Consider the following 13,459-nt stretch of genomic DNA (forward strand, 5'->3'; position numbering starts at 1 on the left):
AAATTCCTGTTATCTCAAAGCTATATGCCGCTTGCCTGATTCAATCCGGCAACGCCGTGATTGCCCTGGTTCATTTCTTCGAGTCGGGCCTTTCGTTCCGCCAACAGCCCGAGATAGTGCATGGCCACCATCGACCCGGCAATCGCCGTTATATCGGCGTGATCATAGGCTGGCGCAACCTCGACGACGTCGGCGCCGACGATATCGAGCTGGTTGATCTGGCGCAGCACCGACAGGATCTTTGCCGAAGACGGGCCTCCCGCGACCGGCGTTCCGGTGCCGGGCGCAAAAGCCGGGTCCAGGCAATCGATGTCGAAAGTGACGTAGGTCTTCTTGCCGCCCGTACGGTCGACGATGGCATAGGCGATGTCGGACGCACGCATTTCCTCCACTTCATGGCCATACAGGATCTTGATACCGAACGTGTCGGGCGCATGGGTGCGGATGCCGATCTGGATCGACCGGTCGGGGTCGATGATGCCCTCCTTGACTGCACGGCCGACGAAGGAGCCGTGATCGATGCGCTTGCCGTCGTCGGGCCAGGTGTCCTGGTGTGCGTCGAACTGCACCAGAGCCAGCGGGCCATGGATGGCGGCATGCGCCTTCAGCAGCGGCCAGGTGACGAAGTGATCGCCACCGAGTGACAGCAGAAAGGCGCCGGATTTCAGGATCTTCGCCGCTTCGCGTTCGATCGTGGCAGGCGTCTTCTGGTGATTGCCGCTGTCGAGCAGGCAGTCGCCATAATCGACCACGGCAAGCTGTTCGAACAGATCGCGCGAAAACGGATATTGCGGATCGTTGTCGAGGATGGCCGAGGCGCGGCGGATCGCCTGCGGTCCGAAACGGGCGCCCGGCCGATTGGTGACCGCAGCGTCGAAGGGAATGCCCCACACCACCGCATCGGCGTCCTTCACGTCCTTCGAATATTTGCGCCGCATGAACGACAGGGCGCCGGCATAGGTCGGCTCGAACGACGCACCCGTCCTGGAGCGGGTGGTGAAGGCATGATCGATGGTCCTTGGCGGCATGAAGCGATCTCCTGTGCGTCGACGCGCAACCTTATTGGACATAATTCTCAGAATTGCGACCCCTGCGGAGGATCATGGCCATTCGATCCGGTCACAAATCCTTGCTCGCCAGGCGAACCCGGCATGGCTCGCCAGGAGATTGCCTGGCAAGCAACCGAAAGTAGCCGCCGACGACTGCCTCGGCCGGCGCTGACCTGATTTTCCGGCATTTTGCAAGCCGGCTTCGTTCACCTGCCTGTCACGGGCATCGCTTAACCGGGGTGCGATCCCGGTACGGAGCGATTCTCGTGCGAACGACTTGTCTCATGCGAACGATTTGGCTGAGCCTTCTGCTTTCCGCGGCGCTGGCGCTCTCCCTTGGCCAGGCATCGGCAGGCGAAACGCGCGCCAGGCAGATTCTCGACCGCTTCGAGCACGCCAACCAATGGCGCGACCATGTGCTAGTGGCCGCGCACCGCGCCGGCGGCATGCAATCCGGCAAGACGCTCTATCCCGAAAATTCGATCGCCGCCGTCGAGGCGTCGATCGCAACGGGCGCCGAAATCGTCGAGGTCGATATCAGGCGCTCGAAGGACGGACAGTTCGTCGTCATGCATGACAGTTGGCTCGACCGCACGACGAATTGCAAAGGTGAGGTCGACAAGCACACATTGGCCGAACTCAAGACTTGCCGGTTGGTGATCGAAGGCACCGGCGCCGTTACGGGCGAGACGGTCTCGACGTTGCGCGAGATGTTGATGACGACCAGGGACAGGATCCTCATCAATCTCGACAACAAGCTCGATACCGAAAGCCTCGTCGGCATGGTCGCGGTTGCGCGCGACCTCGGCATGGTCGAACAGGTGATCGTCAAGGAGAACCTGTGGAATGCGGAGCGGATTGCCAGTGTCAAGGCCGCCATGGACGCGATCGGCAGCGGCTTCCAGTTCATGCCCATTATCGCCGATGACGCGGTTCGCGACGCCATGTTTGCCGAGAAAGTGAGCCTGGCCTTCCCGATGCGCGCGGTCGAGATGATCAACTGGCGCACGGGATCAGAGACACTGACCGAGACCGGCGGCCCGCTGTTCAGCCCGCGCATGCGCGCGCTGGCGGTGAGGGGCGACTGGCACATCTGGGCCGACACCTATGCCATCGTCAACAAGCCGGGCGGCTTCCTCGCCGGCGGCCGCGGCGACGAGCTGGCGGTCGCGGCCAGCCTGCCGCGCGAGACCTACGGCTTCTGGGTCGAGCGCGGCGCCACCATCATCCAGACCGACGAACCGAAGGCCGCCATCGGTTGGCTGGCGGCGAACGGTTTTCGCGTGCCCTATGCCGGTGAGAAGCGCCCGGCCGAGCCGGCCAACACGGCCAGCATCAACTAGACCGGCGCGGCGAGAATTGGATCTCCCTCTTGTGGTGACGATGCCCGGCAGGGCAGAAGGGCGCTGTCCCGCCGACCCCAGGCCGGCAGCGCCAAACTTTCGAAGGAACCCAGAAACAGAAAACCCGCCTCCGTGGGCGGGTCGTTGGAGCCAATTAGCACCATACCCAGATTAGTAGCATAGCTGCCGGCACAAAGCAAGAACAAAATGTGGCGTAGTGGCAGAAAAATGCGACGATCCTTCAGCGTCTCGGCTGTCCCGCCTGCTAGGTCGCGCGCCTTCGCTGTCCTACCGGCAATCTCCCCCGCAAGGGAACCCATTTTGGGGGAGATTGGCTCATCACTGCCTTCGGTAATCTACTCGCAGGCCGCCATTGCCACACCATCCAGCTCCTTGATGACATCGTCCGACAGTTCGAGGTCGGCAGCGGCGAGGTTCTCCCTGAGATGCGCGACGGAAGACGTGCCGGGAATCAGAAGAATGTTGGGCGCGCGGCGAAGCAGCCAGGCGAGCGCGACCTGCATGGGCGTGGCGCCGAGGCGTGCGGCGACCTTGGACAAGGTCGACGACTGCAACGGGTTGAAGCCGCCAAGCGGGAAGAACGGCACATAGGCAATGCCGTCGCGGGCCAGATCGTCGATCGAGGCATCGTCGCCCCGATGCGCCAGATTGTACTGGTTCTGCACGCAGACGATCCTGCAAATCCTGCGGCCTTCGGCGATCTGTGCAGCGGTGACGTTGCTCAGCCCGATGTGGCGCACGAGGCCCTGTCGCTGGAGCTCGGCAAGCGTCGCAAGCGGCGCCTCGATCGACCCTTCGGCGGGGCCATGCGCATCGAACATGACCCGCAGGTTGACCACCTCCAGCGCGTCGAGCCCAAGATTGCGCAGATTGTCGTGCACCGCCTGTGTCAGCTCTTCTGCCGAGAAGGCCGGCAGCCACGATCCGCCCTGGCCGCGCCGGGCACCGATCTTGGTGACAATAACGAGGTCGTCGGGATAGGGTGCGAGCGCTTCGCGGATCAACAGGTTGGTCACGTGCGGGCCATAGAAGTCGCTGGTGTCGATGTGGTTGACGCCTTGTGCAACGGCTTCGCGCAGTACGGCCAATGCCGCGTCGTGGTCCTTTGGTGGGCCGAAGACGCCTGGCCCTGCGAGCTGCATGGCGCCGTAGCCGAGCCGTCTCACCTTGCGGTCGCCGAGGATGAATGTGCCGGACTGGTCGCCGCTGGACATGGTCTTTCTCCTTCAGGGATGGTGCAGAGATAGACGCTGTCCGATCTCATGATAATTGGGTACAATTCGCACGGGCTGTGCGGAATGACGAACAATGCAGATTGATCTCGCGGATCTGAACGCCTTCGTGGCCGTAGCGCGCGCCAAAGGCTTTCGCGGTGCGGCACGCGCCAGCGGCGGCAGTGCGTCCGGCTTGAGCGAGGCGGTGCGGCGCCTGGAGACGCAGCTCGGTGTCAGGCTGCTCAACCGGACGACCCGCAGCGTTGTCCTGACGGAAGCCGGCGAAGGCCTGCTGGCGCGGCTCGGTCCTGCCTTGACCGAGGTGGAGTCGGCCCTCGACGTAGTGAACGGCTTTCGCGACAGGCCGGCAGGTACGTTGCGCCTCAATGTGCCGGTCAGCGCGGCGCGGCTGGTGCTGCCCAGCATCGTTCCGCCTTTTCTCGCCGCCTATCCAGGCATTCGGTTGGAGGTGATCTCGGAGGAGAGCTTCGTCGATGTGCTGGCGGCGGGGTGCGACGCCGGCATCCGCTATGAGGAGCGGCTGGAGCAGGACATGATCGCTGTGCCGATCGGACCGCGCGTGCAGCGCTTCGCCACCGCCGCCAGCCCGGCCTACCTGGATCGTCATGGCCGGCCGCAACACCCGAGCGACCTGCTCGGCCACGCCTGCCTGCGCGGCCGCTTTGCCAGCCGTGCGATGCCGCCGTGGGAATTCGAGCGCGACGGCGAGGTGGTGCGGGTCGACCCGACGGGGCCGCTTCTCGTGACCCTGGGCGGGGCGACTGACCTCAAAGTCGATGCAGCCATCGCCGGCACCGGCATCATCAGCCTGTTCGAGGATTGGCTACGCCCTCACTTCGAGAGCGGGGCGCTCGAACCGCTGCTTGAATCCTGGTGGCAGAGCTTCTCCGGGCCCTTCCTCTACTATCCCGGCCGGCGCCTCGTGCCGGCGCCGTTGCGGGCGTTCATTGACTTCATCAAGGCCTGAAGTCTGCCACCATGCGTGCGAGCCGCGCCCGATGGGGTGATTGGTGCCCCTTTTTGTGGAAAAGGCCGCCCGGAGGCGGCCTTTCGAAAACGTGTAATTGCGCAGCGCTTAACGCTTGGAGAACTGGAAGCTCCGGCGGGCCTTTGCCTTGCCGTACTTCTTGCGCTCGACGACGCGGCTGTCGCGGGTCAGGAAGCCACCCTTCTTGAGCACGGCGCGCAGCGCCGGTTCGTAATAGGTCAGCGCCTTGGAGATGCCGTGGCGCACGGCACCGGCCTGGCCGGAGAGGCCGCCGCCGATGACGGTGGCAACGATGTCGTACTGGCCGGCGCGGTTGGCGGCGATGATCGGCTGGTTGAGGATCATCTGCAGCACCGGACGCGCGAAATATTCGGCGAACACCTTGTCGTTGACGACGATCTTGCCGGAGCCGGGCTTCACCCAGACGCGGGCGATGGCGTTCTTGCGCTTGCCGGTGGCGTAGGCGCGGCCCGACTTATCGAGTTTCTGGACGTGGACGGGTGCGGCCGGCTGGGTGTTGGTATTGCCGGTGGCAGCTCCGAGTTCTGCGAGCGAGGAAAGCTCAGCCATCTTACGAAACCTTCTTGTTCTTGGCGTTCAGCTTGGCCACGTCGAGGACGACGGGCTGCTGGGCGACATGCGGATGTTCCGTGCCTGCATAGACGCGGAGGTTCTTCATCTGGCGACGGCCGAGTGGGCCACGCGGGATCATGCGTTCGACGGCCTTCTCGACGACACGTTCGGGGAAACGACCCTCGAGCAGCTGGCGCGCGGTGCGCTCCTTGACGCCGCCGGGGTGGCCGGTGTGCCAGTAATAGACCTTGTCGGTGAACTTCTTGCCGGTGAACACCACCTTGTCGGCATTGATGACGATGACGTTGTCGCCGTCGTCGACGTGCGGGGTGAAGGTGGGCTTGTGTTTGCCGCGAAGATGATTGGCGATGACAGTGGCGAGACGGCCGACGACGAGACCCTCGGCGTCGATCAGCACCCACTTCTTCACCACATCCGCAGGCTTCTGCGAAAAGGTTGCCATGGATTGTTGCTTTCGGTTCGGACCTTCAAAAGAAGGCGTTTCTTGTTGCTTGGATTGGCGAAAGGCGCTTGCCCGCCGCCAATAACAAAACGGCGGCCTTTGCGGGCCGCTGCTCCGTGAGGGCTTATAGGAGAGGACGGCGACTGCGTCAAGGCGCGGGAAAAACCATCTCTAGGGTAAAATCAAACAAAAACAACGATTTGAGCATAAGGTATTATTTTACCGCATCTCCAATCCGCTTTGGCGGGATCGAATAGGTGCCCGTTGCGTGCGCTACCGTGTGTCCCTCCGGGCCGGCGACGATGTCGATATCGAACACCATCAGGCTCTTGCCGAGCTTGAGGATGCGGCAATGGCCGTCGATCGGCCCGGCCTCGGCCTTGCGGACGAAATTGATGTTGAGACTGGTGGTGACCGAAAGCGCATCCGGTCCGGCATGCGAGAGCACGCAGACATAGCCGCCTATGTCGGCCAGCGTGAACAGCGCCGAACCCGACACGGTGCCGCCGGGACGCAAATGGCGCTCGTCGGCATTGAGTCGCACGACACAGCCGCCTGGAAACACCTCCAACGCCTCGTAGAAGGTGAACTGGTCGTTGAGTTGCGGGAAAACGGTCGCCATCAGCGCGTTGACATCAGCAGCCGTCAGCACCGGCTTGAGATTGCTGTGGGCGGGCATTTCAGTCTCCCGGTTTGCGCCCTGCATGTATGAACGCGACGTGGCGTTTCTGGCAACAGCCCATTCATTATGGCAGAAGCGGACGAGGGAGTTGGACGAAGTGAGACGGCATACTAGATTAGTCGATCACCGATCCGGAATCGCGGAGGAACGACCTATGGCCGAAATCGTTGCCATCAAACCTGCCGTTGCCGAAGGGCCCGTCGTCTCCAGGCTGGACAAGGGCGTGCTGCGCCTGACGCTGGCCAATCCGCCGGCCAACGCTCTTTCGCTTGCAGTGATGGCGGCGCTGATGGCGGAACTCGACCGCGCCAAGGCCGACAAATCCGTCCGCGTCATCGTGCTTGGGGCGGCCGGCAAAGTGTTCTGCGCCGGGCACGACCTCAAGGAGTTGAGCACGCACCGCGCAGATACCGATCGCGGCAGGGCCTTTTTCGAAAAGACGTTTTCCGCCTGCGCCGCGCTGATGCAGGCGATCGTTCGCCATCCTAAGCCGGTGATCGCCGAAGTCGACGGCCTCGCGACGGCGGCCGGATTGCAGCTGGTCGCCAGCTGCGATCTCGCCATCGCCTCGCACGAGGCGACCTTCTGCACGCCTGGCGTCAATATCGGACTGTTCTGCTCGACGCCGATGGTGGCGCTGTCGCGCAACGTCTCGCGCAAGCACGCCATGGAGATGCTTTTGACCGGCGAGACGATCGATGCGGCAACCGCCAAGGAATTCGGCTTGGTCAACCGCGTCGTGCCGCGCGAATATCTGAATCAGATTGTCACCAAATACGCGCAAACTATTGCGTCCAAATCGTCCTTGGTCGTCAAGATCGGCAAGGAAGCCTTTTATGAGCAGGCCGAGATGGGGCTGGCCGAGGCCTATGATTACACCGGGCGCGTCATGGTCGAGAACATGCTGGCGCGCGATGCGGAAGAGGGCATCGGCGCCTTCATCGGCAAGCGCAAGCCGGAATGGCCGGAGGAATAGGAGGCGGATATGGAACCGCGCATCTCCATCATCACCATCGCCACGGACGATCTTGACCGCGCCGTGCGCTTCTACGAGGCGATGGGCCTGAAGCGCCATGCCGGGATCACCGAGGGCGTTGCCTTCTTCCAGATGGGCGGCGCCATTCTTGGCTTGTTTCCGCGCCCAAGCGCCGAAGAGGATTCGGGCGTCACCTTCTCCAGGGCGCCGTCGGCCGTCTACCTCGCCTACAACACCCGCTCCGACGCCGAGGTCGATGCAGTGCTGGCGATGGCCGAGAGGGCCGGCGGCCGTATCGTCAAGCCGGCTGGCCGCGCATTCTGGGGCGGTTGGTACGGCTATTTCGCCGATGCCGACGGGCACATCTGGGAAGTGGCGCACAATCCGGCTTTTCCGATCGCGGAAGACGGATCGATTTCGCTGCCCGGCTGACGAGGTTCCCCTCTGGCTCATCGCAAGCAACTGACGCGGCTGTTGGCACCTCACTCCGAAGCGCTGTATGACGAGGCATGAACCACGACGCCTACGACAACGCCTATATCGCCGGCATCCTCAATTCGGTGAAGACCATCGCCTTGGTCGGCGCGTCGGCCAACGATGTGCGGCCGAGCTATTTCGTGCTGAAATATCTGCTCGGCAAAGGGTTTTCGGTGTTCCCGATCAATCCCGGCCAGGCCGGCAAGGAGATCCTCGGCCAGATGACCTATGCCAGGCTCGCCGACGTTCCGGGACCTGTCGACATGGTCGACGTCTTTCGCGCTTCCGCCGCTGTGCCGGGCATTGTCGACGAGGTGTTGCGGCTCGATCCGCTGCCGAAAGTCATCTGGATGCAGCTTGGCATACGCCATGACGAGGCGGCGACGCGCGCAGAGGCTGTCGGCATCAAGGTGGTGATGAACCGTTGCCCCAAGATCGAATATGGCAAGCTGTCCGGCGAGATCGGCTGGACCGGCGTCAATTCCGGCGTGCTGTCGTCGAAGAAGCCGCTGATGCGGCCGGGGTTCCAGAGTTTCGGCGTTCGCCAGAAGTAGGTAATGAATGGTGAATGGTGAATAGAAGGATTTTTCTGGAAGGCCGGCAAGGCGGCATATGAGCCGCTTGCAATCAGGGTGGGGCTGGCCGACTTTGCCATTCACCATTCACCATTCACCATTCACCATTCACCATTCACTATTCACCATTGAGGGAGGTTTTTCGATGGCCCGCACGCCCGGTTTCAACACGCTCGCCGTCCATGCAGGTGCCAAGCCGGATCCGGCGACCGGCGCGCGAGCGACGCCGATCTACCAGACCACCTCCTTCGTCTTCGACGATGCCGACCATGCCGCCTCGCTGTTCGGGCTGAAGGCGTTCGGCAACATCTACACCCGCATCATGAACCCGACCCAGGCGGTGCTGGAAGAGCGCATCGCGGCACTCGAAGGCGGCACGGCAGGCCTTGCGGTCGCCTCCGGCCATGCCGCGCAGGTGCTGGTCTTCCACAATCTGATGCAGCCCGGCGACAATTTCGTTTCAGCGACAAAGCTTTACGGCGGCTCGATCAACCAATTCGGCCACGCCTTCAAGAATTTCGGTTGGCAGGTGCGCTGGGCCGACACCAATGACATCTCGACCTTCGAGAGCCAGATCGACGACAGGACCAAGGCAATCTTCATCGAGAGCCTGGCCAATCCGGGCGGCGTCTTCGTCGATATCGAGAAGATCGGCGACATTGCCCGCAAGCACGGCCTGCCGCTGATCGTCGACAACACGCTGGCCTCCCCCTACCTGCTGCGGCCGATCGAGCATGGCGCCGACATCGTCGTGCATTCGCTGACCAAGTTCATCGGCGGCCACGGCAACTCGATCGGCGGCGCCATTGTCGACGGCGGCACCTTCGATTGGTCGAAGTCGGGCAAATATCCGATGCTGTCGGAGCCGCGCCCCGAATATGGCGGCCTCGTCCTGCACGAGACCTTCGGCAATTTCGCCTTCGCCATCGCTGCTCGCGTGCTCGGCCTGCGCGACATCGGCGCGGCGATTTCGCCGTTCAACGCATTCCTTATCCTGACCGGTCTGGAAACCTTGCCGCTCAGGATGCAGCGCCACTGCGACAATGCGGCGGCGGTCGCCGGATGGCTTTCCAACCATCCCAAGGTCGCCTGGGTGTCCTATCCCGGCCTGCCCAGCGACAAGAACAATGCGCTGCAGAAGAAGTACTCGCCGCTTGGCGCCGGCGCGGTGTTCACTTTCGGGCTGAAGGGCGGCTATGCCGCGGGCATCAAGTTCGTCGAGGCGCTCGAGCTGTTCTCGCACCTGGCCAATGTCGGCGACACCAAGTCGCTGGTCATCCACCCGGCATCGACCACGCATCGCCAGCTTTCCGACGAGCAGAAGATCAATGCCGGGGCAGGGCCGGACACGGTCAGGCTTTCGGTCGGCATCGAGGACGTCAACGACATCGTCGCCGATCTGGAACAGGCTCTCGCCAAGGTTTGATCGCCATGACCACGCCGAAATTTCTGTCCGTCGACATCGACGCCGTCGAAGCCGAGCATGGCGCACCGGCGCCGGATCGCCTGATTTCGGGCGATCCGAAATTCCGCACCTGGAATGTAGAGGAACAGGACGGCGGCCTTTATGCCGGCATCTGGGAAGCAACGCCCGGCAAATGGCGCATCGAATATGACGAATGGGAGTTCTGCCACATCCTGTCAGGGGTTTCGGTGATCGCCGAAGACGGCGGCGATGCGCGCACCGTCAGGGCAGGCGACAGCTTCGTGCTGAGGCCGGGCTTTAGAGGAAGCTGGGAAGTGCTTGAAACGACGCGCAAGGAGTATGTGATCAAGCTTTGATCACCCCTGCCGGACCGAATGCTCAGAAGTGTACGGCGAGCGTTTCCAGGCCGTGGAAATGATAGGTGTCGCGGAAGCGCGGCTGTTCGGCAAGATGCAGCTGCGGTAGCCGGTCGAACAAGGTTTTCAGCGACACCTGCAGTTCGAGCCGGGCGAGCGGCGCGCCGATGCAGAAATGGATGCCGGCGCCGAACGATACGTTCTTCTGGTCGGCACGGTCCGGCCTGAAGGCGAGAGGCTCGGCAAACGCAGTAGGGTCGCGATTGGCCATGCCGAGCAACAGCCCGATCGTCTCGCCCGGCTGGACGATGATCCCCGGCCCGGCCTCGACCTCGTGATAGGCGTAGCGCGTGAACATGTGCAGCGGCGCGTCGTAGCGCAGGCACTCTTCGACCGTCGCGGCTGTTGCTTCCGGTGAGGCGAAGAAGCGGCGCGGGTCGCCGCCTTGCGCAAGGATCGAGCGCACCGCATTGCCGGTCTGGTGGACAGTTGCTTCATGGCCGGCATTGAGCAAAAGGATGGCCGAGGATACCAGCTCGTCCTCCGACAGTTTCTGGCCGTCCTCCTGTGCCGCAATCAGCAGCGACAGAAGATCCTCGCCCGGCCTCTTTCGCCGCTCGGCGACGTAGCCGCGCAAAAAATTCGAAAAGTCGCGCGCGGCGCGATTGGCCGTGTCCTCCGTCTCGCGGGTGCGGCCATGCATGTACATGGCGACCATCTGATGCGACCAGTCGAGCAGCTGCGGCCCCATCTCGACCGGCACGCCGAGCATTTCCGCAATGATGGTGATCGGCAAGGGAGCGGCGAAAGCCGGCAGCAGGTCGACTCTTCCTGGTTCGAAACGGTCGATCAGCTCGTTGGCCAGCGCTTCGACACGCGGCCTGAGCCGCTCGACCTGACGCGAGACGAAGGCGCGGTTGACCAGCGTTCTGAGCCGTGTGTGGACGGGCGGCTCCAGCTCCAGCATCGAATTGGCCTCGACACCGTCGAAGGCGCTGAGATGCGTGCGGTCCTGGCCGATGCCTCGGCTGTCCGGAATGCCGGCCGGGTTCTGCCGGCCGAAGCGGCGATCGCGCAGCAGTCGGTTGACGTCGTCGAAGCCGCCAAAGCACCAGAAACCAAATTCTTCCCAGAAGAAGGCGCTCGATGCGCCATGCAGGAAGGCGTAGGCTTCGTAAGGGTCTTGGAAAAAAGCCGGCTCGTGCGGATCGAGCCGCAGGCGACGCGTGGCTGGATCAAAGGCAAGGTAGGGCGGCTTCAATTCGGTCATGCCAGATCATTAGCGCGGCTTGCCTGTCTGGTGCCAGACCGTATGTTGGCCCTCCCGTGAGGCGAGCCGCCGAAGCGGTTGCGGAAGGACGGTTTTCATGAATGTGATCGTGGTCGGTGCGGGCATTGCCGGGCTTTCGACGGCGTGGTCGCTGGCCAAGGCCGGTCACCTCGTCTCGATCGTCGAGCAGGGACCGATCCCCAATCCGCTCGCCGCCTCCGGCGACCATCATCGCATCATCCGCCGCGCCTACCGGGCCGGAACGGGCTACGGCCGGCTGATCACCGAAGCCTATGAAGCCTGGGATGAGATGTGGGCCGATCTCGGTGAAAGCCATCTCGATCCGCGCGGCTTCATCTGTATTTCGCGGGAGCCGGGAGATGAGGCGGAGGAATACCGAGAAGGCATGGAAGCCGGGAACTACCCGTTCGAATTGTTCGAGCCGGATGCCGCGGTCGAACGCTGGCCGTTTCTAGAACCTGGTTCATTCCGCTATGCGTATTTTTCGCCGGACGGCGGCGCGCTGCACTGCCGCAAGATCGCTGCCGGCCTCGCCAGGTGGCTGCGCGCGAACGGCGCCAATGTCTATGAGAACAGCAAGGTGGTCGAGATCGACGCCGAGGCCGGGCATGTCGTGCTGGCGGGCGGCGAAACGATGCAGGCCGACCGGATCGTCGTCGCTGCCGGCGCCTGGGTGCTAAAACTGTTCCCGGAGCTGGATGGCGAGCTGAAAACCTGGCGCACCGCGCTCGCCTATGTCGAACCGCCGGCGGACCTGAAAGCGGTCTGGCAGGCAGCACCGGTCGTCCTCAACATCGGCGGAACTGTCGACGGCTACGCCATCCCGCCGACAGGCGGCGCAGGCATGAAATTCGGCTCGGGCCTGCACAGGGTGCCGACCAGCGATGCAGACTGGAACCGTCAGCCGGTACCGGGCGAGGGTGAGGCGATCCGCAACCTGTTTTCGCCGCCGATTGCCCGTATCGAGGAGTATAAGCTCACCGAAGTGGTCACCTGCGCCTACACCTTCACTGTCGACGAGAAGTTCCTGGCCCACCCGAAAGGCAAATGCCTGGTCGTCTCGGCCTGCTCCGGCCACGGCTACAAGTTCGGCGCGGCAGTCGGCAGAAGGGTTGCGGCCTGCGTCGGCCATGGCGATGTCGACGGCCTGAAGATATGGCTCAGGGCGGAGGGCGCCTGAGCGCCTAGTATCGGCAATGCCTCGGAATATGCACGCGCCGCCAGCTCGACGAGCCCTCCCTGACCACCACGCGGCGAGCCACTGTCTGATAGGACGCCGGAATTTCGATGATGCGCCGCAGCTCCGGCCGCACGAGCACCTCTTCGGCGACGCCCTCGTACTCGGCGGGGAGGACAACGCGCCGCCGGCGTTCCGGCTCAACCACGACGATCTCGGCCACGCGTTCATAGCGCGCCTTGTGCCTGACCTTGCACAGCACCTTGCGGCCATTGATGATGCGCCATTCCCAGGAATAGCCGCCGTCATCGACCCTCACGGACCGGTAGATGGTGCGGGTGATGGCGGGCACGATCTCGTAGCTGACGCGCGCCGGCGCGATCTGCACCACGCGCTCGCGCGTCCCGTAGATCGGCGCTTCATACTGCACCTGCTGGCCGGCTGGGCTGACGAGCACATCCTCGTAGACGGTGTCGTAGACGGCCGGCCGATTGACCTGCTCGTAGCATTCGACCGCGCGTCCGCCGGCAGCCGTTTCGGATGCCATGCCGAGAACGCTGATGCCGGTAAGGGCCAAGGAAGCAACTTTCTTGATCATCGCACTCCCCCTGTTTGAACTGCGTGAAGCGAGTTCAACGTTGAATTGTAGGGTAAGCCGTGGCCGGAAAAAGCGGTTTCACCACTTTTCGTTAAGCGATGGGGTTAAGAAACTGCTAAACAACGGCCAAGCATGAGCGCCCCTTCCCACGGCAGGAGAGGGGCTGCCGGCACGGCGACAGGCGAAACTGGTTTGGAAACCTTGATTCGACTTAACCGGATGGCTAGGA

15 protein-coding genes are annotated in these 13,459 nt (G+C 63.1%); 8 read left to right on the forward strand and 7 right to left on the reverse strand.

Translation table 11 applies throughout. From position 1 onward, the window contains the following. Nucleotides 1-20: 20 nt before the first annotated feature. Complete coding sequence (gene speB, locus NKJ28_RS21280) at nucleotides 21-1,028, reverse strand: agmatinase (RefSeq protein WP_352449331.1); 1,008 nt, start codon at nucleotides 1,026-1,028, stop codon at nucleotides 21-23. Between the two features lie 305 nt (nucleotides 1,029-1,333). On the opposite strand from speB, the gene NKJ28_RS21285 reads away from it, so the two are divergent. After that, entirely contained in the window at nucleotides 1,334-2,392 is a 1,059-nt protein-coding gene (locus NKJ28_RS21285) for a glycerophosphodiester phosphodiesterase family protein (RefSeq protein ID WP_352636869.1), read from the forward strand. 356 nt (nucleotides 2,393-2,748) lie between these two features. On the opposite strand, the gene NKJ28_RS21290 is transcribed toward NKJ28_RS21285, so the two are convergent. After that, entirely contained in the window at nucleotides 2,749-3,627 is an 879-nt protein-coding gene (locus tag NKJ28_RS21290; RefSeq protein ID WP_352636870.1) for an aldo/keto reductase family oxidoreductase, read from the reverse strand. Nucleotides 3,628-3,721: 94 nt separating this feature from the next. Between NKJ28_RS21290 and NKJ28_RS21295 the strand changes: the two genes are divergently transcribed. Continuing rightward, nucleotides 3,722-4,615: a LysR family transcriptional regulator gene (locus tag NKJ28_RS21295; RefSeq protein ID WP_352636871.1), complete on the forward strand. Its 894-nt coding sequence runs from the start codon at nucleotides 3,722-3,724 to the stop codon at nucleotides 4,613-4,615. A gap of 108 nt (nucleotides 4,616-4,723) precedes the next feature. Here the strand turns inward: NKJ28_RS21295 and rpsI are convergent, their stop codons facing one another. From rpsI to NKJ28_RS21310, 3 genes are all read right to left on the reverse strand, one after another. Next, on the reverse strand, nucleotides 4,724-5,206 hold the full coding sequence (gene rpsI / locus NKJ28_RS21300; RefSeq protein ID WP_023674644.1) for a 30S ribosomal protein S9: 483 nt from the start codon (nucleotides 5,204-5,206) through the stop codon (nucleotides 4,724-4,726). 1 nt (nucleotide 5,207) lies between these two features. Then, nucleotides 5,208-5,672: a 50S ribosomal protein L13 gene (gene rplM / locus NKJ28_RS21305; protein ID WP_023674645.1), complete on the reverse strand. Its 465-nt coding sequence runs from the start codon at nucleotides 5,670-5,672 to the stop codon at nucleotides 5,208-5,210. Between the two features lie 214 nt (nucleotides 5,673-5,886). Continuing rightward, nucleotides 5,887-6,351, reverse strand: coding sequence for a PaaI family thioesterase (locus NKJ28_RS21310; RefSeq protein WP_352636873.1), 465 nt, complete (start codon nucleotides 6,349-6,351; stop codon nucleotides 5,887-5,889). Between the two features lie 157 nt (nucleotides 6,352-6,508). On the opposite strand from NKJ28_RS21310, the gene NKJ28_RS21315 reads away from it, so the two are divergent. The 5 genes from NKJ28_RS21315 to NKJ28_RS21335 all read left to right on the forward strand — a co-directional run bounded on the left by NKJ28_RS21315 (nucleotide 6,509) and on the right by NKJ28_RS21335 (nucleotide 10,164). After that, the gene (locus NKJ28_RS21315) at nucleotides 6,509-7,330 is read left to right on the forward strand and encodes an enoyl-CoA hydratase (protein WP_352636874.1); all 822 of its coding nucleotides are present in this window, start codon (nucleotides 6,509-6,511) and stop codon (nucleotides 7,328-7,330) included. Between the two features lie 9 nt (nucleotides 7,331-7,339). After that, nucleotides 7,340-7,762 carry a VOC family protein gene (locus NKJ28_RS21320; protein ID WP_352636875.1) on the forward strand — a complete coding sequence of 141 codons (423 nt, stop codon included), beginning with the start codon at nucleotides 7,340-7,342 and terminating at the stop codon, nucleotides 7,760-7,762. A gap of 77 nt (nucleotides 7,763-7,839) precedes the next feature. After that, the gene (locus tag NKJ28_RS21325; RefSeq protein WP_352636876.1) at nucleotides 7,840-8,361 is read left to right on the forward strand and encodes a CoA-binding protein; all 522 of its coding nucleotides are present in this window, start codon (nucleotides 7,840-7,842) and stop codon (nucleotides 8,359-8,361) included. A 166-nt stretch (nucleotides 8,362-8,527) separates the two neighbouring features. Further along, nucleotides 8,528-9,808: an O-acetylhomoserine aminocarboxypropyltransferase gene (locus tag NKJ28_RS21330; protein ID WP_023674650.1), complete on the forward strand. Its 1,281-nt coding sequence runs from the start codon at nucleotides 8,528-8,530 to the stop codon at nucleotides 9,806-9,808. 5 nt (nucleotides 9,809-9,813) lie between these two features. Then, nucleotides 9,814-10,164, forward strand: coding sequence for a cupin domain-containing protein (locus tag NKJ28_RS21335; protein ID WP_352636877.1), 351 nt, complete (start codon nucleotides 9,814-9,816; stop codon nucleotides 10,162-10,164). A 22-nt stretch (nucleotides 10,165-10,186) separates the two neighbouring features. Here the strand turns inward: NKJ28_RS21335 and NKJ28_RS21340 are convergent, their stop codons facing one another. Next, entirely contained in the window at nucleotides 10,187-11,434 is a 1,248-nt protein-coding gene (locus NKJ28_RS21340) for a cytochrome P450 (RefSeq protein ID WP_352636878.1), read from the reverse strand. A 97-nt stretch (nucleotides 11,435-11,531) separates the two neighbouring features. Here NKJ28_RS21340 and NKJ28_RS21345 point away from each other — a divergent pair, with 97 nt between their 5' ends. Next, complete coding sequence (locus NKJ28_RS21345) at nucleotides 11,532-12,635, forward strand: NAD(P)/FAD-dependent oxidoreductase (RefSeq protein WP_352636879.1); 1,104 nt, start codon at nucleotides 11,532-11,534, stop codon at nucleotides 12,633-12,635. Between the two features lie 4 nt (nucleotides 12,636-12,639). Here NKJ28_RS21345 and NKJ28_RS21350 read toward each other — a convergent pair whose 3' ends face one another. Next, on the reverse strand, nucleotides 12,640-13,230 hold the full coding sequence (locus tag NKJ28_RS21350) for a hypothetical protein (RefSeq protein WP_352636880.1): 591 nt from the start codon (nucleotides 13,228-13,230) through the stop codon (nucleotides 12,640-12,642). Nucleotides 13,231-13,459: the final 229 nt, after the last annotated feature.

The sequence above is a fragment of the Mesorhizobium sp. M0145 genome, from assembly GCF_040322355.1.
GTDB lineage: Bacteria > Pseudomonadota > Alphaproteobacteria > Rhizobiales > Rhizobiaceae > Mesorhizobium.

Bases quoted from the DNA above. Each gene is read 5' to 3' on its own strand.
- NKJ28_RS21290 (WP_352636870.1), bottom strand. From the start codon at position 3,627: ATGTCCAGCGGCGACCAGTCCGGCACATTCATCCTCGGCGACCGCAAG.
- NKJ28_RS21340 (WP_352636878.1), bottom strand. From the start codon at position 11,434: ATGACCGAATTGAAGCCGCCCTACCTTGCCTTTGATCCAGCCACGCGT.
- NKJ28_RS21325 (WP_352636876.1), top strand. From the start codon at position 7,840: ATGAACCACGACGCCTACGACAACGCCTATATCGCCGGCATCCTCAAT.
- NKJ28_RS21315 (WP_352636874.1), top strand. From the start codon at position 6,509: ATGGCCGAAATCGTTGCCATCAAACCTGCCGTTGCCGAAGGGCCCGTC.
- rpsI (WP_023674644.1), bottom strand. From the start codon at position 5,206: ATGGCTGAGCTTTCCTCGCTCGCAGAACTCGGAGCTGCCACCGGCAAT.
- NKJ28_RS21285 (WP_352636869.1), top strand. From the start codon at position 1,334: ATGCGAACGATTTGGCTGAGCCTTCTGCTTTCCGCGGCGCTGGCGCTC.
- speB (WP_352449331.1), bottom strand. From the start codon at position 1,028: ATGCCGCCAAGGACCATCGATCATGCCTTCACCACCCGCTCCAGGACG.
- NKJ28_RS21330 (WP_023674650.1), top strand. From the start codon at position 8,528: ATGGCCCGCACGCCCGGTTTCAACACGCTCGCCGTCCATGCAGGTGCC.
- NKJ28_RS21345 (WP_352636879.1), top strand. From the start codon at position 11,532: ATGAATGTGATCGTGGTCGGTGCGGGCATTGCCGGGCTTTCGACGGCG.
- rplM (WP_023674645.1), bottom strand. From the start codon at position 5,672: ATGGCAACCTTTTCGCAGAAGCCTGCGGATGTGGTGAAGAAGTGGGTG.
- NKJ28_RS21310 (WP_352636873.1), bottom strand. From the start codon at position 6,351: ATGCCCGCCCACAGCAATCTCAAGCCGGTGCTGACGGCTGCTGATGTC.
- NKJ28_RS21295 (WP_352636871.1), top strand. From the start codon at position 3,722: ATGCAGATTGATCTCGCGGATCTGAACGCCTTCGTGGCCGTAGCGCGC.
- NKJ28_RS21320 (WP_352636875.1), top strand. From the start codon at position 7,340: ATGGAACCGCGCATCTCCATCATCACCATCGCCACGGACGATCTTGAC.
- NKJ28_RS21350 (WP_352636880.1), bottom strand. From the start codon at position 13,230: ATGATCAAGAAAGTTGCTTCCTTGGCCCTTACCGGCATCAGCGTTCTC.
- NKJ28_RS21335 (WP_352636877.1), top strand. From the start codon at position 9,814: ATGACCACGCCGAAATTTCTGTCCGTCGACATCGACGCCGTCGAAGCC.